Below are 19464 nucleotides of genomic sequence, written 5' to 3'. Positions count from 1 at the left end.
CCGACCGCAGCTTACAAATATCGCCGTTCTTGAACTTAAGGAAGATCACATGACCGTTTTGAAGATGACCGACCTCGACCTCCAGGGTAAGCGCGTGCTGATCCGTGAGGATCTCAACGTGCCGGTGAAGAATGGCGCGGTTAAAAGCGATGCGCGCATCCTTGCTTCGCTGCCAACCATCAAGCTGGCGCTGGAAAAGGGCGCAGCGGTGATGGTCTGCTCACACCTGGGCCGTCCGGAAGAGGGCGTCTACAGCGAGGAAGACAGCCTCAAGCCGGTCGCTGATTACCTGAGCAAGGCGCTCGACCGCGAAGTCCCGCTGGTCAAGGATTACCTGAACGGCGTCCAGGTGCAGGCGGGTGAGCTGGTGCTGCTGGAGAACGTGCGTTTCAACAAGGGTGAAAAGAAGAACACCGACGAGCTGGCGCAGCAATACGCGGCGCTGTGCGATGTGTTCGTCATGGACGCCTTCGGCACTGCGCATCGCGCCCAGGGTTCGACCCACGGCGTGGCCAAATTCGCCAAGGTGGCCTGTGCCGGGCCGCTGCTCGCAGCTGAGCTGGATGCCCTGGGCAAAGCACTGAAGAGCCCCGCTCAGCCGATGGCAGCCATCGTCGCTGGCTCCAAAGTCTCCACCAAGCTGGACGTGCTCAACAGCCTGAGCCAGGTCTGCAACCAGCTGATCGTCGGCGGTGGTATCGCTAACACCTTCCTCGCTGCGGCCGGTTTCCCGGTGGGCAAGTCGTTGTACGAAGCCGATCTGGTCGAAACCGCCAAGGCCATCGCCGCCAAGGTCAGCGTGCCGCTGCCGGTCGACGTGGTCGTGGCCAAGGCTTTCGCTGAAGATGCCGAAGCCACCGTCAAGGCAGTCGCGGACGTCGCCGAAGACGACATGATCCTCGACATCGGCCCGCAGACCGCAGCCAATTTCGCCGAACTGCTGAAGTCGTCGAAGACCATCCTGTGGAACGGCCCGGTCGGTGTGTTCGAGTTCGATCAGTTTGGCAACGGCACCAAGGTGCTGGCTCAGGCCATCGCGCAAAGCCCGGCATTCTCTATCGCTGGCGGCGGCGACACGCTGGCGGCTATCGATAAGTATGGCGTGAGCGAACAGATTTCCTACATTTCTACCGGCGGCGGTGCTTTCCTCGAGTTCGTCGAAGGTAAGGTTCTGCCTGCTGTGGAAGTGCTGGAGCAGCGCGCAAAGTAAAACGGCTGATGGCCTTTTGCCGTTACAAGCGTAACGGCTAAGGCAACCCCTGCGACTGGTTGCTGTCTCTGTTCTGTCCAGACGAGGAATGGAGACTCACCATGCGTTACGCCGCAATAGCTGTTTGCTGTCTTGGCCTGGCCGGTTGTGCCGGAGGTTCACCAGACTCGCTCTGTGAAGTGATCGACCCGCCACCAGTACAAAGCCCGACCGCGCAGAACGATCAGCGCATTGAGATGCAGAGCACTGGCGACCCGACTGCAGGCACCGCTGCCGATGTCCAGGACTGTTCCTGAGCCCGCTAGGAGAACCGATGAAAGGCCTGCTCATTTCGATTGCTGCATTACTCCTTGCCGGGTGCGGCCACTGGCAATCCGGCCCGGACGCCCCCTTCGTAGGCTGGAAGTGCCAGAGTAAGCAGAACATTGCCTGGCGCTATGCTGATGAAAGTCGCCAGATGGTGGAGCTGAAAATCGGAGACAGTCAGCAAGTCCATAGGTTGCGCAAGGAACCCGTGACCCGTGGTGCTTTCTATAGCGATGGCGTTGTGGCCTTCCACGACAAGGGGACAGGCGCGCTGGTCTATCGCCTGGCGGATGACAAGCTGCTCGCCCATGGTTGCAGCGCGTCGTTGATCAACATCTGATCGAAAAGGCGGGCGATTACCCTGTTTTGCGGCGTTTTCGCCGGGCCTGATGGCTTTTGAGCCGTCCACCACTACAATGCCGCGCCATACCGCGCGGTGCTTGAACAGCGCCGGCCCCTGCGGCAGGCTTTACATGATTAAACGACCCTAACCGGGAGAAAGGAAAACATGGCACTCATCAGCATGCGCCAGATGCTCGACCACGCCGCCGAATTCGGCTACGGCGTGCCGGCCTTCAACGTAAACAACCTCGAGCAGATGCGAGCCATCATGGAAGCGGCCGACAAGACCGACTCCCCGGTGATCGTCCAGGCTTCGGCCGGTGCTCGTAAATACGCAGGCGCACCGTTTCTGCGTCACCTGATCCTCGCGGCGGTAGAAGAATTCCCGCATATCCCGGTGGTCATGCACCAGGACCACGGCACCAGCCCTGACATTTGCCAGCGCTCCATCCAGCTGGGCTTCAGCTCAGTCATGATGGACGGCTCGCTGCGTGAAGACGGCAAGACGCCGTCCGATTACGAATACAATGTCCGCGTCACTCAGCAGACCGTCGCCTTCGCCCACGCCTGTGGCGTGTCGGTAGAAGGTGAGCTGGGATGCCTGGGCTCGCTGGAAACCGGCATGGCCGGTGAGGAAGACGGCGTCGGTGCCGAGGGCACCCTGGATCACAGCCAGCTGCTGACCGATCCGGAAGAAGCCGCTGACTTTGTCGCCAAGACCAAGGTCGATGCGCTGGCCATCGCCATCGGCACCAGCCACGGCGCCTACAAGTTCACCAAGCCGCCAACCGGTGACACCCTGTCGATCCAGCGCATCAAGGAGATCCATCAGCGCATCCCGGATACCCATCTGGTCATGCATGGCTCCTCCTCGGTCCCGCAGGAATGGCTGAAAATCATCAATGAGTACGGTGGTGACATCAAGGAAACCTACGGCGTGCCGGTTGAGGAAATCGTCGAAGGCATCAAGTACGGCGTGCGCAAGGTCAACATCGACACCGATCTGCGTCTCGCCTCCACCGGTGCGATCCGCGAATTCATGGCGAAGAACCCCAGCGAATTCGACCCCCGCAAGTACCTGGCGAAGACCGTAACTGCGATGCGCGACATCTGCATTGCCCGTTACGAAGCTTTCGGTACCGCCGGCAACGCGTCGAAGATCAAGCCGATCTCCCTGGACGCCATGTTCGAGCGTTATGCGCGCGGCGAACTCGACCCCAAGGTCAACTGAGTCGAAGCGTTGATGACGAGCCCGCCTAGTGCGGGCTCGTTGCGTTATGAGGGGGCTAAATCAGAGGGCGCGTGGTTCGGCCAATAACTGCTGGATCTGGCTGCGCAAGGTGTCTAGCGAGAAAGGCTTGGCCAGAATCGGTGCGGAACGCGCGATGTCGCTGCCCGATTCGTAGATTTCGATTGGGTAGCCGCTGATGAAGATGACCTTGAGATCAGGGCGCAGCTTCAGTGCGGGTTCAGCGATCATCACCCCGGACACGCCGCCAGGAAGACGGAAGTCAGTTACCAGCAAATCAAGCTGCGGCTTTGTCGCCAAGATCTCGAAGGCCTGTGGCGCGCCTGCCGCCTCCAATACCTTATAGCCTTCGCCTGCGAGGTAATCAGACAGCAGGGCAAGAATGTGAGGTTCGTCCTCGACGAGTAAAACGACTTTATTGGGTGGTTGGCTCATCGGAGCGATTCTCGATGTGTTTCATGAACATAGTGCGGCGTGGGTATTAATTCACGCGAATCAGCGTTGGAGCTAGCGCCGTACAGCAAGTTCAGCGATGTGCAGCCATCCGTCAACTGCTTGCTGTGCTTTTACGCGGTTTCCGCGGTTTCACATGCGTTGGCAATCGACAATCGTGCCGTTAGGCTCGCCTCTTCATCACCGGAGCTCGCTCATGCCTGACGAAAATCATCGTGCCATTTCAGAACTGACGTTGGACGATTACCGTACCAACGCCGAAGCGTTTCGCGAGGGCACCCGAGACCACGACGTCAGCCAGAACATCGACGCCTTGCTGCGGCATATCCAGGGTGAGCCGCCGCTGCGCATTCTCGATCTTGGCTGCGGGCCCGGGCGGGACCTCAAGGCATTCACCGAGCGAGGGCATATTGCCGTTGGCGTCGATGGAGCCGAGCCCTTTGTCCGGATGGCGCGTGCCGATACCGGCTGCGAGGTGCTGCACCAGAACTTTCTGGAGCTGGATCTGCCGAGCGGAACCTTTGACGGCATCTTTGCTAATGCCGTGCTGTTTCATCTGCCCAGCAGCGAAATCACTCATGTCTTGTCTTCGCTGCGCGAAGCGCTGCGTCCGTCCGGCGTGCTGTTTTGCTCAAATCCACGTGGCGACAATCAGGAAGGCTGGAGTGGCGCTCGCTACGGCACCTGGTACGACTGGCCGACTTGGCAGCGCTTACTGCAGTCCGTCGGGTTCATTGAATTGGAGCATTACTATCGCCCGCCCGGGTTGCCGCGCGAGCAACAGCCGTGGCTTGCAAGCGTCTGGCGCAAGGCTTGAGCGCAGGACAGCGAACTTCTATTTTTGTTCTTCGGCAACGCAGAATGCATGCCGTAAGCGTAACCGTCATGCGTTTTGCATGTGTACAAAACGCTATTATGTGACGTAAGTCACTGAAATGATGCGGGATTTTGTGGACATCCGGTTGGCATGATCGATGCTCTAGCTAGGTACGCTGGAACATAACCGGAGTACACAATAATGATTGCCGCTGAAAAAGTTCTCTCTGCCGCGTTTCCCGAGTTCGAAGTCATCACCGCACCTCGTCCGGATGGTGGGCTTCTGCTAACGCTTCGTAACGATGATAGAGACGTCATCAAGCGGGCCCTGTCCAAAGGACAGACCCAGACCGACATTCAGCTGGAATGGGTCATCAGCTCGGTCCGCCGCGACCTCGCATTGGAAGCAGGAATGTCGCCAGCCATTGCCCGCTTGCAGAGCCAGAGCCGCACCGGGCTGCCCACCTACGAGTACGCCTGAGTCGCACCACAGGCCTGCACTGCCGCAGGCCTGTCGTTCCCAGACACACTCCCTCGTGCTGACGATCAGGCCGAAGAGCCCGAATGCAGCACAAACCTGATAGAGGAAATATCATGAACGCTATCGACTTATTGATTGATGACCACGAGAAAGTCAAAGACATCCTGACGCGCCTCAGCGATACCACCGAACGTGCGGTCAAGACCCGTACCGAGTTGCTGCAAAAGCTGGAGATGGAGGTGTCGATCCATACCCAGCTTGAAGAGCAGATTCTCTATCCAGCCTTCAAGGAGGCCGGCGGAAAAGAGGAAAAGACTATGTATCACGAGGCCAAGGAAGAGCACCGTGCGGTCGATTCGCTGGTGTTGCCTGATCTCAAGGCAACTGACCCGTCGACGCTTGAATTCTCCGGGCGCGTGAAAGTGTGCAAGGAGCTGCTCGAACATCACATCGAGGAAGAAGAGTCCGAGATGTTTCCTTCTGCGCGTGAACTGTTCAGCGAAGACAAGCTGAACGAGATGGGGCAGCAGATGGAAGCGCTCAAGACCCGCCTGAAGAAAGAATTTACTGCCAAACAGGCAGCTTGATTCAACGATACCGGGGCGCAATGCCCCGGTCTATCTGGGCCTACGAAAGCACTAGGCCTCGCTCGGCGCCTCGCTGATCTGCATCAACATCCCTGCTCAACGCTACTGTCAGGCTTGATGGCCTAGCGCTACCTGGTGGCGGTATTGCCTGCTCGTAGCGGGTCAAACGAAAGGAGCCACGCTTGGCGGCTTCAGAGTAGGTGGCGGATGGAAGACGAGCTAAAGGAATTGCTGAAGCGGATTGGTCTCGGACCTGAGGCGATCCGTACGCGCATGCGCTTTCTGGAGTGGCAACCAAGCGATGGCGCACGGTTGAACAGTGCAGCCGCCGATCTAGACGATGTGCATGCCAAGTTCATTGAGCGCCTCTACACCCACATGGCCGCCTTCGAGGTGCCGACGGCGCTGCTTGCCGATCCCCAGCGGCTCGTGCGACTCAAGCATAGCCAGCGAAGTTATTACGAGCGGTTGTGGAGTGGCCCATACGACCGTAGTTATGTAACGGACCGTCTGCTTGTCGGGCTGGTGCATCAGCGCGTGGGCGTCGACCTGGAGTGGTATCTGGGCGCCTATCGCCTGTATCTCAGCGACATGCTGGCGGAGTTAGTGGGTGATGCGCCGGGGTATGCCGTGTTCGACAGCCTGCTCAAGGCGGTGTTCTTCGACATGATTCTCGCGATTGACACCTACACGGTGGCGCAGCGTCAGGCCCTGGAAGACAGTGAAGCGCGCTTGGCCCGTGCCATGAGGGGCACCGAGGATGGCATCTGGGACTGGCACATCGATGCCGATCAGCTCTATCTCTCCGAACGCTGGATGGCCATGCTGGGCCTTTCCGCCGAGCCCGGATACACCAGCGACAGCTGGTTCAATCGGGTCCATCCGGATGATCTGGCGGGATTGCGCGAAGCCATTTCCGCGCACCTCGGTGGTCGCACGGCATCGTTGAACCATGAGTACCGCATTCAAACCCACTATGGCGAATATCTCTGGGTGCAGGTGCGCGGCGTGGTCGAGCATTGCGAACGCAGCGGGCGGCGCATGGCCGGCTCGCAAACCAATATCAGCGCACGCAAGATCGCCGAAAGTTGTCTGCACTACGCGGCCCGTCACGATTCGCTCACCGGGCTGGCGAATCGTCTGCATATGGATGAGCTCCTCAAGGCCGCGCAGCAGCGGGGCGGGGTTCGGGACTCAGCGCTGCTATTCGTCGATATTGATCGTTTCAAGCTGATCAATGACAGCCTGGGTCACCGTGTTGGCGACCAGGTCCTGGTGGAGGTTGCTCGACGCCTCTCCGGTTGCCTGCGCCCCGGTGATCATCTTGCCCGCTTCGGTGGCGATGAGTTCGTGGCGTTGCTGGGCGACCTTGCGTACGCCAGCGACGCCGAGCGCGTGGCGCAGCGCATGCTCAACGCGCTACGGGAACCTTTGCAACTGGATGAGCGAACACTTTCGCTCAGTGCCAGCATCGGTATCGCTCCGTTACAGCGTGACGGCAAACCGCTAGATGCATTGCAAGCCGCAGATTTGGCGCTTTACTGCGCCAAGAACGCAGGCAAGAACCAGTTCGCTCTGTACTGCGAAGGGCTGCAGAGTACGGCGCAGCGTCAACTGGAGCTGCAAAGCAACTTGGCGCAGGCCCTCGAACGCAACGAATTCACGCTCTGCTATCAACCGATCTGCCGCCTGGTTGATGGGCAGGCCCATCTGGCCGGGGTTGAGGCACTGCTGCGCTGGCAACATGACGGGCACTCGGTCGGCCCCCAGGAATTTATCCCGATACTCGAGGAGTCACGGGAGATCGTCCGGGTCGGCGAGTGGGTGTTGCGAGAGGCCTGTGCGCAGGTGCGTCGCTGGCAGCAGGCCGGTCAGTCGCGGCTCTACTGCTCGGTGAACCTGTCGATTCGGCAGCTGCAGCAGGCCGATTTTATCCACCGTCTGGTCGCTGTACTTGGCGAGACGCAGCTGCCCGCTTCGAGCCTGGTGCTGGAGATTACCGAAACCCTGCTGATGCAGCACAGCGATGCGGTGCTGGCGACCTTGCAGGAAATCGCCGACCTTGGCGTGCGGCTGGCGCTGGATGACTTCGGTACCGGCTACTGCTCGCTAGGTTATTTGAAGCAGTTTCCCCTGCACATTCTCAAGGTCGACCGCAGTTTCATCGCGGGTGTGGCGGACGATGCCGACTCCGCGGTAATCAGTCGGGCCATCATCGGGTTGGGTCAGAGCCTCGGTCTGACGGTAGTCGCCGAGGGCGTTGAAGAGGCGAGCCATCTAGCCTTCCTCGAGGCCGAATGCTGCGAGTACGCCCAAGGTTATCTATTCAGCCGACCCCTGTCGGCTGAAGACCTACGGCAGCACTTCCGCCGTGACCATTGCGTCGACGGGCTTTGGCAGTTGGCCGTGTCGGCCTAGGTCGCCAGCCTATCGGCAGCTGCAGGCAGCCACTCGGAACCGTCGGGCGGCCTGGACACTGGGGCGGGGCACTCCGGGCTGTCTACAGGGTCAATTTTGATAAGGATTGACTCATGCCCGCAGGCTACTCGCGGGATAGATGCTTGGAGGTATTGATGCGATTGGCCTATCTGTGTGCCCCTGTTCTTGGCCTGGTCCTGGTGGGTTGTGGACAGGATGACGTTGATCGGGAGGTGGCGACGCCCGAACCTGCGATCGAAAAACCTGAGCCGCCCTTCACGGGTGCGCCACCCTCCAATGATGGAGAGGGTGCCGGTCCTGAAGCTGGTGCGCCACTGGCAACCGGTGCAGAGGGCAATATGGACACAGCGCCAGCGGATAACGGCAGCGGTCTGGGCACAGCGTCCGGCGCGGGTACGGCACCCAACACCACACGCGGCGCGTCAGGTGCCGCTCAGTAAATCCACGTTCAGCTTAAGCATGTGCAGTGTCCGCCACTTCGCGTAGTACACCGCACGGCAGGAGAATCGATATGAAATCCCGACTGATTGCCATGACCGCCGCACTTCCACTCGCCCTGACACTGGTCGGCTGCTCGCCGGACGAAGAGCCGTCAGCGCTGCGCAACAATGAACGAAATCAGCAGGAATTTCAGAACACTGCGACCGACCCGGCCGGGCCTCGTGAACTATCGCCGCCGTCCAACTTGGCCAACGAGTAGCTAGGCGTATTGCGCGGCGGCGTACCCTGAAGCCCAGGCCCACTGGAAGTTGAAGCCGCCAAGGTGGCCGGTCACGTCCAGAACTTCACCAACGAAATACAGGCCTGGTGATTTCTGCGACTCCATCGTCTTGGATGACACTTCCTTCGTATCCACGCCGCCGAGGGTCACCTCGGCCGTCCGATAGCCCTCGGTGCCTGCTGGCACCAGGCGCCAGCAACCCAATTGCTCGGCGATTTCGATCAGCTCGTTGGCCGAATACTGCTTCAACGGCTTAGAGACGAACCAGTGTTCTGCCAGAAGTCCGGCCATCTTGCGGGTGAACAGTTCGCCGAGCAGGGTTTTCAGTTCGGTATTGGGGCGCTCGCGGCATTGCTCGTCCAGCCACTCGCTCAGGTTCAGATGCGGCAACAGGTTGATCTCGATGGCATCGCCCGGCTCCCAGTAGGAGGAGACCTGCAGAATCGCCGGACCGGACAGCCCGCGATGGGTGAACAGAATGTTTTCGCGGAAGGTTTGGCCGTTGCAGCTGACCAGGCAATCCTCGACTGAAGTCCCCGACAGCGCCTCGCACATCGACTTCAATTGTGGCTCGGTGATGGTGAAGGGCACCAAGCCTGCACGGGTCGGCAGCACGGTGTGACCGAACTGCCGCGCCACTTGATAACCGAATCCGCTCGCACCGAGGGTCGGGATCGACAAGCCGCCTGTGGCGATCACCAGCGACTGGCAGGTTACCGGTCCTGCATCGGTCAGCAGCTGGTAGCCACCATCCGCTTTGTCTATGGTTTGTATGGCCGTCTCGAGCCGCAAGTCGACGCCGGCCTGCTCGCACTCGTCCAGCAGCATAGCCAGTATGTCGCTCGCCTTGTTATCGCAGAACAGCTGGCCCAGCTTCTTCTCGTGGTAGGGCACGCCGTGACGGCTGACCATCTCGATGAAGTCCCACTGGGTATAACGGGCGAGCGCGGATTTGCAGAAATGCGGATTGCCGGAAAGGAAGTTGGCCGGCTCGGTGTAGAGGTTGGTGAAGTTGCAGCGGCCACCGCCTGACATGAGGATCTTTTTGCCGGCCTTGTTCGCGTGGTCGATGAGCAGGACCCGTCTGCCCCGGGCGGCTGCTGTGAAGGCGCACATCAGCCCGGCAGCCCCTGCGCCGATTACTACCACGTCCGTCTGCACTGCCAGCTACCTCGCCCGGAAAATGCGCGATGGTACTCCTGCCGCTCGCTGGCTGCAGCTCGGTCTCCCGGCAACCGACGAGCCGGGCATCCCAAACGGCGCTGGTTGTGATTAGCTTGCGCTGGTGGCGCTTCGCCATGAGTGTGCGGGAGAGCGCGTTGACAAGAATAAAAAAATTTATGGTTGGAATGCTGCTGTCGACCACTGCGTCGGTTTCTGCCGAAGTGCTGAGACTGGCAGGTGATGCCTGGCCGCCCTACACAGACCAAACCTTGCCCGGCGACGGGTTGTCGGTCGAGCTTATCCGCACGGCGCTTGGTCGCGCGGGCTATGACGTCACCTACACCGAGGTGCCTTGGGAGCGGGTGGTACTGGGGTTACAGCAAGGCAAGTACGACATCATCAACGACTGGTTCACGACCCGGCATGCAGACTACGCAACGTACAGTCGTCCCTTTCTGAGCAACCGGGTGCGTTGGGTACAGCGGCAGGGTGCGGGCATCCGCTATGAGGGACGTGAAAGTCTGCGCACTTATGACATCGTGCTGACCAATGGTTATGCCTATAGCGATGAGCTGGCAGACGATTCAACACTCAACAAAGGCTACGCCAATAACTTCGTGCAGGCGGCTCGAATGCTGCTGGCCGATCGCGCTGATCTGGCCCTTGAGGACGAGCGTACTGTGCTGTTTCACTTCAGCGGCTCGCTCAAGGATGTGAGTGATGGGCTGAGTTTCGTGCCGGGTGAATTCAGCATTCGCGATCTGTCGCTGGTGGTGCGTAATGATCATCCGCAGCAGGCTGCAATCATTGCGGCCTTCAACCGCGAGATCGAGGCGATGGTCGAGGATGGCACCTACGCGGCCATCTTCGCGCGTCATGGTCTCCCTTCGCCGGATTCGCTGCCTCAGCCTTGAGGCTGCGGCTGTTTGATCAGGTGCGCGGCCATGCTGCGTAGTGGTGCCAGCTGCCGGCAGATCAGCCCCAACTGGGTCTGCAGCAGGCGATGGCTATCGTCGATGTCTTCCGAGGTCTGCTCCAGCTGTTGCGCCAGCGCTTCCTCTGCTTCGCTGTAAACGGCAACCGGTTGGTTGTGTTGCAGCCCGTTGGCCAGCTCGTCGAGGCTGCTCGCTAATTGCTGTGCCGCGCTTTCCAGCATTTCGTCACGCGCATCGTCGGGCAGACTCTCGCGGTGGGCGCCCAAGCCCGACAGGTAGTTGAGCAGCGTGTGCGAGAGGATCAAGAAGCGGAAGCCGGTTTCCGCGTCCTTACGGAAATGCCCAGGTTCCAGGAGCATGTTCGACAAGGTGGTGGAGAGCGCCGCGTCGGCGTTGTGTGCGTTGCGCCGCGCCAGTCGATACGCCAGGTCATCACGCTTGCCGCTTTCGTACTGGGTCATGATTTGCCGTAGATAGTCGGCGCTACGCGCGAGGGTATTGGCGACGACCTGATTGAGGCGCCGGCCCTGCCAGTCCGGCAGTACGAAGAACACGGCGGCCGCCGCGATCAGGCTGCCCAGGATGGTGTCGACCAGCCGAGGCCAGAACAGCCCGTAACCGTCACCCACCTGATTGAAACAGAACAGTACCAGCAGCGTGATCGCCGCAGTCGCTAGGGTGTAGCGGCTGCTGCGAGTGGCGAAGAACACGACGCCTGCGATCACGGCGAACAGCGCCTGTATCTGCTGGCTGGGAAACAGATCGAACAGCGCCCAGCCAACAGCCAGGCCGAGCGCCGTGCCCGTCACGCGCTGGACCAGCTTGATCCGCGTGGCGCCGTAGTTGGGCTGGCAGACGAACACCGTCGTCAGCAATACCCAATAACCCTGTTCGGGGTGGATCGTGTGGAGCACGGCATAGCCACAAAGCAGCGCCAAACTCATGCGCAGGGCATGGCGGAACAGCAGGGAGGTGGGCGTCAGCTGCAAGCGGATACGGTTGAACGCATCCCGCAACGATTGTGGCTGCCGATCCAGCAGGCTGCTGTCCTGTTCCCCTTCCAGGGCATCGGGGTTGGTCGCCGTGGACAGCTGGCGCTGCATGGTCGCGAGATTGCCGGACAATGCCCGCAGTGAGCGCAACAGCCCGCGCCACGCCGGGTTGCTCTGCAGCCGCAGGTGTTCGAGCGACGACTCCAGGTCCGCCAGTGCCTGTGCATTGGCTTCGCTGTAGCGAAACGGCTGACGCAGCTGGACGGCATTCGCCAGGTCCACGCAAGCCAAGCCCTGCAAACGCAGCAGCCTGCCGCAACGAAACAGCACGTCGCTGTGAAAGAACGCCTCGGCCAGCTCCTGGTAAGGATAGTGCGAGGAGCTGACGCGCTCGTGCAGGTCCTGTGCAAGGAAGTAGAGCTTGAGGTAGTGGCTGATCTTCGCTCCGGGCCGACCATTGCCCAGGCGATGCAACAAGGTTTCCTTGGTGGCATTCAGCGCGCTTACCACCCGGCCGTTCTGCTGCGCCAGTTGCAGGCGACGTTCTTCCACATCCAACTGGCGCACCGGCTCGAACAGGGCGGCCTTGAGTTTGTAGTACTGCCCCAGCTCCCGGTACAGGCGGGCCAGACTTTGCTGTACGGGCTGGTGGGCAAAGAGCGCATTCCAAACGACGGAAAGCAGGCCGTACCAGGTCGCGCCCGCCAGTAACAGCAGCGGGTCGCGCCAGGGATGCAGCGCCTCGCCGCCACGCTGGTCGGCTGCGATCATGCTGTAGATCGACAGAATCAACGTCGCCTGGGCGATGGTTGCGTAGCGTTCGCCTAGTGCACCGAGCATCACCAGGCCGAACGCTGATGCCGCCATGCCGAGCGCAAACAGCAGAGGGAATGGGAACAGCAGCTGCACCGAAGCCGCGGCAATGCTGAAGCACAGCAGTGTGACCAGCAGGGCCGATAACCGCCCTAGCCAGCTGTCGTCGGTTTCCGCCAATGCGCTGGCAATGACGCCGAGGAACAAGGGAATCGCCATGGATGGTTGGGAGAGGTACCAGCTCAATCCCATGCTGCCGGCCAGTGCGATCAGTACGCGAAGGCTGTAGCCGAACTTGTCCAGTGCCCAGAGCTGGCGCAGGGAATGGCTGAGCGAGGGTGAGCGCATAAAACGAGTCGGACCTGGCTGGGAGAAGAAGGTAGGACGTCGGCCGTGGGCTGACGTCACGGCAATCGAAGCAAAGCTTATACCGTCCATCCGTCTCGCATCATCGGAACGAAACCGCACGGTCATCGTTTAGCCGTATTCGTCTGGCTTCATTCATGCGCCCCCTCCCATTCCTATAAAAGAGGACACCGCATGAACCGTGAACACGATGCCAGCCGCCGCAGCCTGCTCAAAGGTGGCGCTATCACCGCCGCCGTCGTCGCCAGCACGCCGTTTCTCGGCACGCTCGAAGCCTTCGCTGCACGTAACGCACAAGGTCGCGGCGCCGGCCTGGTTCGCAGCAGCTACGGCCCGTTGCGTCCGACCAAGGACCTGAGCACCGGTCTGGAATTGCTCCAGCTGCCCGATGGATTCCAGTACAAGAGCTTTTCATGGACTGGCGACCTGATGGAAAACGGTCAGCCTGTCCCTACGTCGCATGACGGCATGGGCGTTATCGAGGTGCGTCGCGGCCAGCATGGCCCGGAAATCGTGCTGGTGCGTAACCATGAAGCCAGCACCGGCCCGCTGATCGACGCCACCGGCATCTACGATAACGTGACCCTGTCCAACGGCCAGCGTCCGGCCGGCGGCACCACCAACCTTTATGTCTCCCGCGACATCATGCAGCCGGTACGCACCCTGCCGAGCCTCGGCGGAACCCGTACCAACTGCGCCGGCGGTGTCACGCCTTGGGGCACCTGGTTAACCTGTGAAGAGAACACCTCTGACTACCGCAGCGTGGGTGGTCACGCCCACGGCTATGTGTTTGAGGTGACGGCCGACCCGGCGCTGACCACTGGCCAGCCGATCGTGCAGATGGGTCGCTTCCGCCACGAAGCGGTTGCAGTGGACCCGCGTAACAGCTATGTCTATTTGACGGAAGACGCCCGCAACCAATCCGGCTATTACCGCTATATCCCCACTGACGCGAGCCAGCAGCCAGGTTCACTTGCCTCGGGCGGAATACTGCAAGCCGCTCGGGTGCGTAATCGTGCGTTGATCGACCTGCATGCGCCGAAGCAGGGCGACAGCTATCAACTGGAGTGGGTGGAAGTATCGAATCCGGACCTCGAGCCTCAGCCCGAAGGCAGCGGCCCTTATGTTCAGGGGCGTCAGGCCGGCGGCCTGAGCATGAGCCGCGGCGAAGGCATCTGGTACAGCGAGGGCAAGCTCTACATTGTCGACACCAGTGCCGGTACCGACAGTCAGGGCCGCCCCGGTTACGGCCGTGGGGCGGTGTGGGTGCACGATCTGGCGAATGACCGCTTGACCTGCATCTTCGCTTCCACCGACGCCGAAATCGCCAACAACCCGGACAACATTACGGTCAGCCCGCGCGGCGGTGTGCTTCTGTGCGAAGACGGTGGTGGTGTGCAGGACGCTTTCGGCTTTGGCGAACGCCTGCTGGGCCTGACCACCGCGGGGGAGGCCTACATCTTCGCCAAGAACAACGTGGTGTTCGATGACGTCCAGGCCGCTGCGGCCGGGAAGAACGCTTCGGGCGGCGACTACCGCAACCGTGAGTTCTGCGGCGCCTGCTTCGACCCGACCGGACACTTCCTGTTCGTCAACATCCAGACCCCCGGCATCACGTTTGCCATCTGGGGTCCATGGGCTCGCGGTTCGCTGTAAGTCCAGTTCTGATGAGCCCGATCAGAAGGAGCTGATCGGACTTGTTTAGTTTGTAGGGTGGACGTCGCTTCTTACGTCCACCGTCGCTGGTGGATCGGAGAAGCGTGATCCACCCTACATTCAGCATTCAGCTTAGAGCTGCCTGACCTTCAATGAACGCCCCTTGATCTTGCCGGAGTTCAGGCGATTCATTGCCTGCTTGGCCAGGTCGCGCTCGACCGCGACAAACGCCTGAAAGTCGAAGATCGCGATCTTGCCCACCTGCTTGCCCGGAATTCCCGCATCGCCTGTCAGTGCGCCGAGGATGTCGCCGGGTCGCAGCTTGTCCTTGCGGCCTGCGCCGATGCACAGCGTCACCATCGGCGGTTGCAGCGGTTCGCCTGGCTGCACTTTCAGATCACTCAGGGGCTGCCAATTGAGCGGCGCTTTCTGCCGGTCCTCGATGGCCTGGGCGCGGTGGCCTTCGGCCGGGGCGACGAGGCTGATGGCGATGCCTTTCTTGCCGGCGCGACCGGTACGTCCGACCCGGTGAATGTGAATTTCGGAATCGCGTGCCAGCTCGACGTTAATCACCATGTCCAGCGCGTCGATATCCAATCCGCGGGCCGCCACATCGGTCGCGACCAGCACCGACAGGCTGCGGTTGCTGAACATCGCCAGCACCTGATCGCGGTCGCGCTGCTCCAGATCGCCGTTCAGCGCCATGGCAGAGATCCCTTTTTCGGTGAGGGCGTCGACCAATTCCTGGCACTGCTGCTTGGTAAAGCAGAAGGCCACGCAGGTCTCGGGTCGGAAGCTGGCGAGGATGCGAATAACCGCCTGCATGCGTGCCTCGGGATCGATCTCGTAAAAGCGCTGCTCGATTTGGGTGTCGTCATGCAGGGCTTCGACCTTGACCTGCTGCGGATCACGCATGAAGGTCGACGCGAGTTGCTTGATGCCGCTGGGGTAGGTTGCCGAGAACAGCAGGGTTTGCCGCTTGCTCGGGGTCTGCCCGATGATCTCGGCAATCGCATCGTAGAAACCCATATCGAGCATGCGGTCGGCTTCGTCGAGGATCAGCTTGTTGAGGCCGTCGAGTTTCAGCGTGCCCTTTTTCAGGTGTTCCTGAACGCGCCCAGGCGTGCCGACGATGACATGGGCGCCATGTTCCAACGAACCGATTTGCGGGCCGATGGACACGCCGCCGCAAAGCGTCAGGATCTTGATGTTGTCTGCCGAGCGCGCCAGCCGGCGCAGTTCCTTGGCGACCTGATCGGCCAGCTCGCGGGTCGGGCAGAGCACCAGCGCCTGACAGCCAAAATAGCGCGGGTTGATTGGCTCCAGCAGGGCAATACCGAAGGCGGCGGTTTTGCCGCTGCCGGTCTTCGCCTGCGCGATAAGGTCCATACCTTTAAGCATGACCGGCAGGCTTTGCGCCTGAATCGGCGTCATTTCGGCATAGCCGAGGGCGTCGAGGTTGGCCAGCGTTGCAGGGCTGAGGGGCAAGGTGGCGAAGGCTGAACTGGGCACGGTATTGATCTGCTAGAAAAAGTGAGGCGCAGTCTAACAGGCGGCCCGCGTCCACGCGTGCTGCCGATGGCCCGGCACAACGGGCGGAACGGATCGCGACGACAGCCGGTCCCACTGAAGTCAATACAGAGTCAGGAGGCCGTTTTGTCCCGTTTGTTGTTGCTATTGAGCGCTTTAACCCTTCCCGCCGTTGCCGCTGAGCCAACCCTGTTTGGCCGCTATGAGCAGATCAAGATCGAAGACCTCGGCAAGACCCTCAAGGCGAAGATGGACACCGGCGCTATGACAGCCTCGCTGTCGGCGCGCGATATCGAACGCTTCGAACGAGATGGTGAAGACTGGGTGAGATTCCGCCTGGCAGTCGAGGGCGCTGACGACACGCTATATGAGCATCGGCTGGCGCGAATCGCCGAAATCAAGACCCGCAAAGAAGAGGCGGTCGACCCGGACGACGACACCGATGTGGAGCGTGGGCCGGATGTAGCCGAGCGGCCGGTTGTCGAGATGCAGTTATGCATCGGTGACCAGCTACGCGAAACCGAGGTCAACCTGACCGACCGTAGCCACTTCCGCTATCCGCTGTTGATAGGTGCGACGGCGATTCGCGACCTGGAGGCGGCAATCGACCCTGCCCAGAAATATACGGCTGGGCGTCCCACCTGCTAGTTCGGCTCGCTTCCTGCGAGCCAAGCGGGCGCGGATGGTAATAGCCTCCCGCGCCCGACGCACCCATTTAACCCCTATGGTTTGTCGCAATCAGAATCGCACTTAGCGATGCGTATTAACGACTATTACCGTCGACGAACCTGACTCGGCTTGTAATCTAATCATAATCTTCAGGTGTTATTTAATTCGCGCATCTTATTACTGCTCTGATCTTCGTGCCCTCCTATGCGAAAGATAAATATAGGTCGTCTTGCGCCTTTATTATTTCGGGTATTTGTTTAGTAGCTAGTATTCGAGGATTTGAAAACCTTAGTTCAACGCTTGTTTTGTTTCGTGACCGCTGAGTCAGGTAGTAATGATCCTCTGCGCGCGGCAAGCGGCTCGAAAGATTGGGTTCCATTCCGCTGAGGTGCTGGCAGAAGCGCTCAGTGTATGGCTTGAGGGTCGCGTGTCTTCAGGCACTACTAGTGCGCTGGCATATGGCCTGCGGGGAGCATATGGGCCGGTCACGCGACGGTTGGGGGTGTCGTTTTAGCGCTCGTTCTAGAGCCCGTCAGACTAAAGTCGGGGCTATCTTTCCACGACACATCCTTGCTAAATTCACGATGTGGTTCCCTTCACCCGTAATAAAAATAAGACGGAGAACGTCATGGCCGACGACGACGACAAAAAAAATGCTGATGCGTACTGGAAGGCGAATGTTCGCCTCATAACATGGAGCTTGGTAGTTTGGGCTCTTGTCTCATATGGTTTCGCCATTCTTCTGCGCCCTTTGCTGGCGGGTATCCCGGTCGGGGGAACTGACCTGGGGTTCTGGTTCGCTCAACAGGGTTCCATCATTACGTTCATTTTGATCATCTTCCACTACGCGTGGCGGCTGAACAAACTGGACAAGGAATTCGGGGTTGAGGAGTAACTAGAATGAGCCAATATTGGATCAACATGTCGTTCGTGGGCGCGTCCTTCCTGCTTTATATCGGGATCGCGATCTGGGCCCGCGCCGGTTCGACCAAAGAATTCTATGTCGCTGGTGGTGGCGTTCACCCGGTAACCAACGGCATGGCAACGGCAGCAGACTGGATGTCTGCTGCTTCCTTCATTTCCATGGCAGGTCTGATCGCCTCCGGCGGTTATGCCACTTCGGCGTACCTGATGGGCTGGACCGGTGGCTATGTGCTGCTGGCGATGCTGTTGGCGCCCTACCTGCGCAAGTTCGGCAAGTTCACGGTTCCGGACTTCATCGGTGACCGTTTTTACAGCCGTGGTGCGCGCCTGACTGCAGTCGTCTGCCTTATCCTGATCTCCGTAACTTACGTAATCGGCCAGATGGCTGGTGCGGGTGTGGCGTTCTCTCGCTTCCTCGAAGTGAGCAACTCCACCGGTATCTGGATTGCTGCTGTAATCGTGTTCGCCTATGCGGTATTCGGCGGCATGAAGGGCATCACCTATACCCAGGTGGCGCAATACGTGGTTCTGATCATCGCCTACACCATTCCGGCCGTGTTCATCGCCATGCAGCTGACGGGCAACCCGATCCCGATGTTCGGCATGTTCAGCACCCATACCGAATCCGGTATGCCGCTGCTCGAGAAACTGAACCAGGTGGTCACTGACCTCGGCTTCGCCGCTTACACTGCAGACGTCGACAACAAGCTGAACATGTTCCTGTTCACCCTGTCGCTGATGATCGGTACCGCTGGTCTGCCACACGTGATCATCCGCTTCTTCACCGTACCGAAGGTGGCTGACGCCCGTTGGTCCGCTGGCTGGACGCTGATCTTCATCGCTCTGTTGTATCTCACCGCGCCGGCTGTTGCCTCCATGGCACGCCTGAACCTGGTACAGACCATCTATCCGGAAGGTCCACAGGCCGAAGCGATCCGCTACGAAGATCGTCCAGAGTGGATCCAGACTTGGGAAAAGACTGGTCTGATCGCTTGGGAAGACAAGAACGCTGACGGTCGTGTGCAGATGTACAACGACACCAACGCCGCCTTTACCCCGACCGCTACTGAGCGTGGCTGGAATGGCAACGAGCTGACCGTGAACAACGACATCATTGTTCTGGCCAACCCGGAAATCGCCAACCTGCCGGGCTGGGTCATTGGTCTGATCGCTGCCGGTGCTATCGCTGCTGCGCTCTCAACTGCTGCGGGTCTGCTGCTGGCGATCTCCTCTGCCATCAGTCATGACCTGATCAAGACGCTGATCAATCCAAAGATCAGTGAGAAGAACGAAATGCTGGCCGCCCGTCTAGCCATGACCGCAGCGATTCTGCTTGCGACTTGGCTGGGCCTGAATCCTCCGGGCTTTGCGGCTCAGGTCGTCGCCCTGGCGTTCGGTCTTGCGGCAGCGAGTCTGTTCCCGGCGCTGATGATGGGTATCTTCTCCAAGCGTGTGAACAGCAAGGGCGCTGTCGCAGGAATGCTGGTTGGTGTAATTTCCACCGCCGTGTACATCTTCCTGTACCTGGGCTGGTTCTTCATTCCTGGCACTGCAAGCATCCCCAACACGCCTGATCAGTGGTGGATGGGCATCTCGCCGCAAGCCTTCGGTGCGGTAGGTGCGATGCTGAACTTCGCTGTTGCCTACGCTGTGTCGATGGCTACCGAGGCTCCGCCGCAGGAGATTCAGGATCTGGTCGAGAGCGTTCGTACTCCTAAGGGTGCTGGCGTTGCGCTTGATCACTAACTGATAATGCAGCCGGACGTCAGACCTGTTCTGACACAAGGTTGAGGTAGAAGTCGGGCTTCCAT

General features: G+C 60.0%; 19 protein-coding genes. 15 read left to right on the top strand and 4 right to left on the bottom strand.

Annotation, left to right across the window (positions count from 1 at the left end; genetic code table 11):
• The first annotated feature begins 49 nt into the window (after positions 1-49).
• The 4 genes from ACQKEK_RS07830 (at position 50) to fba (ending at position 3089) form a co-directional block, all read left to right on the top strand.
• Positions 50-1210 (top strand): phosphoglycerate kinase, encoded by a 1161-nt coding sequence (locus ACQKEK_RS07830; RefSeq protein ID WP_499141901.1) that lies wholly within the window; start codon positions 50-52, stop codon positions 1208-1210.
• Positions 1211-1311: 101 nt separating this feature from the next.
• Entirely contained in the window at positions 1312-1506 is a 195-nt protein-coding gene (locus tag ACQKEK_RS07825) for a hypothetical protein (protein ID WP_045431533.1), read from the top strand.
• Positions 1507-1523: 17 nt separating this feature from the next.
• Positions 1524-1856, top strand: coding sequence for an MliC family protein (locus tag ACQKEK_RS07820; RefSeq protein ID WP_128120359.1), 333 nt, complete (start codon positions 1524-1526; stop codon positions 1854-1856).
• Positions 1857-2024: 168 nt separating this feature from the next.
• Positions 2025-3089 (top strand): class II fructose-bisphosphate aldolase, encoded by a 1065-nt coding sequence (gene fba, locus ACQKEK_RS07815; protein WP_045423785.1) that lies wholly within the window; start codon positions 2025-2027, stop codon positions 3087-3089.
• A 60-nt stretch (positions 3090-3149) separates the two neighbouring features.
• Here the strand turns inward: fba and ACQKEK_RS07810 are convergent, their stop codons facing one another.
• Positions 3150-3542, bottom strand: a complete 393-nt coding sequence (locus ACQKEK_RS07810) for a response regulator (protein WP_499141900.1) — start codon at positions 3540-3542, stop codon at positions 3150-3152.
• Positions 3543-3756: 214 nt separating this feature from the next.
• Here ACQKEK_RS07810 and ACQKEK_RS07805 point away from each other — a divergent pair, with 214 nt between their 5' ends.
• The 6 genes from ACQKEK_RS07805 (at position 3757) to ACQKEK_RS07780 (ending at position 8583) form a co-directional block, all read left to right on the top strand.
• Positions 3757-4377 carry a class I SAM-dependent methyltransferase gene (locus tag ACQKEK_RS07805; protein WP_499141899.1) on the top strand — a complete coding sequence of 207 codons (621 nt, stop codon included), beginning with the start codon at positions 3757-3759 and terminating at the stop codon, positions 4375-4377.
• A gap of 201 nt (positions 4378-4578) precedes the next feature.
• Positions 4579-4857, top strand: coding sequence for a DUF3509 domain-containing protein (locus tag ACQKEK_RS07800; RefSeq protein ID WP_045423791.1), 279 nt, complete (start codon positions 4579-4581; stop codon positions 4855-4857).
• 113 nt (positions 4858-4970) lie between these two features.
• On the top strand, positions 4971-5444 hold the full coding sequence (locus tag ACQKEK_RS07795) for a PA2171 family ribosome-binding persister protein (protein ID WP_128120356.1): 474 nt from the start codon (positions 4971-4973) through the stop codon (positions 5442-5444).
• A 207-nt stretch (positions 5445-5651) separates the two neighbouring features.
• Positions 5652-7862 (top strand): putative bifunctional diguanylate cyclase/phosphodiesterase, encoded by a 2211-nt coding sequence (locus tag ACQKEK_RS07790; RefSeq protein ID WP_499141897.1) that lies wholly within the window; start codon positions 5652-5654, stop codon positions 7860-7862.
• A 155-nt stretch (positions 7863-8017) separates the two neighbouring features.
• Positions 8018-8323 carry a hypothetical protein gene (locus ACQKEK_RS07785; protein ID WP_128120354.1) on the top strand — a complete coding sequence of 102 codons (306 nt, stop codon included), beginning with the start codon at positions 8018-8020 and terminating at the stop codon, positions 8321-8323.
• A gap of 71 nt (positions 8324-8394) precedes the next feature.
• Positions 8395-8583 (top strand): hypothetical protein, encoded by a 189-nt coding sequence (locus ACQKEK_RS07780; RefSeq protein WP_128120353.1) that lies wholly within the window; start codon positions 8395-8397, stop codon positions 8581-8583.
• Here ACQKEK_RS07780 and ACQKEK_RS07775 read toward each other — a convergent pair whose 3' ends face one another.
• Positions 8584-9765: a BaiN/RdsA family NAD(P)/FAD-dependent oxidoreductase gene (locus ACQKEK_RS07775; RefSeq protein WP_499141896.1), complete on the bottom strand. Its 1182-nt coding sequence runs from the start codon at positions 9763-9765 to the stop codon at positions 8584-8586. It lies immediately after the preceding gene.
• Positions 9766-9881: 116 nt separating this feature from the next.
• Here ACQKEK_RS07775 and ACQKEK_RS07770 point away from each other — a divergent pair, with 116 nt between their 5' ends.
• Positions 9882-10682, top strand: coding sequence for a substrate-binding periplasmic protein (locus ACQKEK_RS07770; protein WP_499167573.1), 801 nt, complete (start codon positions 9882-9884; stop codon positions 10680-10682).
• On the opposite strand, the gene yccS is transcribed toward ACQKEK_RS07770, so the two are convergent.
• Complete coding sequence (yccS, locus tag ACQKEK_RS07765; RefSeq protein WP_499141893.1) at positions 10673-12856, bottom strand: YccS family putative transporter; 2184 nt, start codon at positions 12854-12856, stop codon at positions 10673-10675. The two genes, ACQKEK_RS07770 and yccS, sit on opposite strands and share 10 nt — an antisense overlap.
• 192 nt (positions 12857-13048) lie before the next feature.
• Here yccS and ACQKEK_RS07760 point away from each other — a divergent pair, with 192 nt between their 5' ends.
• Positions 13049-14530, top strand: coding sequence for a PhoX family protein (locus tag ACQKEK_RS07760; RefSeq protein ID WP_499141891.1), 1482 nt, complete (start codon positions 13049-13051; stop codon positions 14528-14530).
• A 132-nt stretch (positions 14531-14662) separates the two neighbouring features.
• On the opposite strand, the gene dbpA is transcribed toward ACQKEK_RS07760, so the two are convergent.
• Positions 14663-16042, bottom strand: a complete 1380-nt coding sequence (dbpA, locus tag ACQKEK_RS07755) for an ATP-dependent RNA helicase DbpA (protein ID WP_499141890.1) — start codon at positions 16040-16042, stop codon at positions 14663-14665.
• Positions 16043-16186: 144 nt separating this feature from the next.
• Between dbpA and rloA2 the strand changes: the two genes are divergently transcribed.
• The 3 genes from rloA2 to ACQKEK_RS07740 all read left to right on the top strand — a co-directional run bounded on the left by rloA2 (position 16187) and on the right by ACQKEK_RS07740 (position 19399).
• Positions 16187-16708: a retropepsin-like aspartic peptidase RloA2 gene (gene rloA2 / locus ACQKEK_RS07750; protein ID WP_045423808.1), complete on the top strand. Its 522-nt coding sequence runs from the start codon at positions 16187-16189 to the stop codon at positions 16706-16708.
• Between the two features lie 649 nt (positions 16709-17357).
• Complete coding sequence (locus ACQKEK_RS07745; protein WP_045423810.1) at positions 17358-17624, top strand: DUF4212 domain-containing protein; 267 nt, start codon at positions 17358-17360, stop codon at positions 17622-17624.
• A 5-nt stretch (positions 17625-17629) separates the two neighbouring features.
• On the top strand, positions 17630-19399 hold the full coding sequence (locus ACQKEK_RS07740) for a sodium:solute symporter family protein (protein ID WP_499141888.1): 1770 nt from the start codon (positions 17630-17632) through the stop codon (positions 19397-19399).
• Positions 19400-19464: the final 65 nt, after the last annotated feature.

Source organism: Pseudomonas sp. NPDC077408, assembly GCF_050269105.1.
Classification (GTDB): domain Bacteria; phylum Pseudomonadota; class Gammaproteobacteria; order Pseudomonadales; family Pseudomonadaceae; genus Stutzerimonas.
The sequence above is the reverse complement of the archived record's forward strand: the minus strand, read 5'-3'. Positions and strand labels throughout refer to the sequence as shown.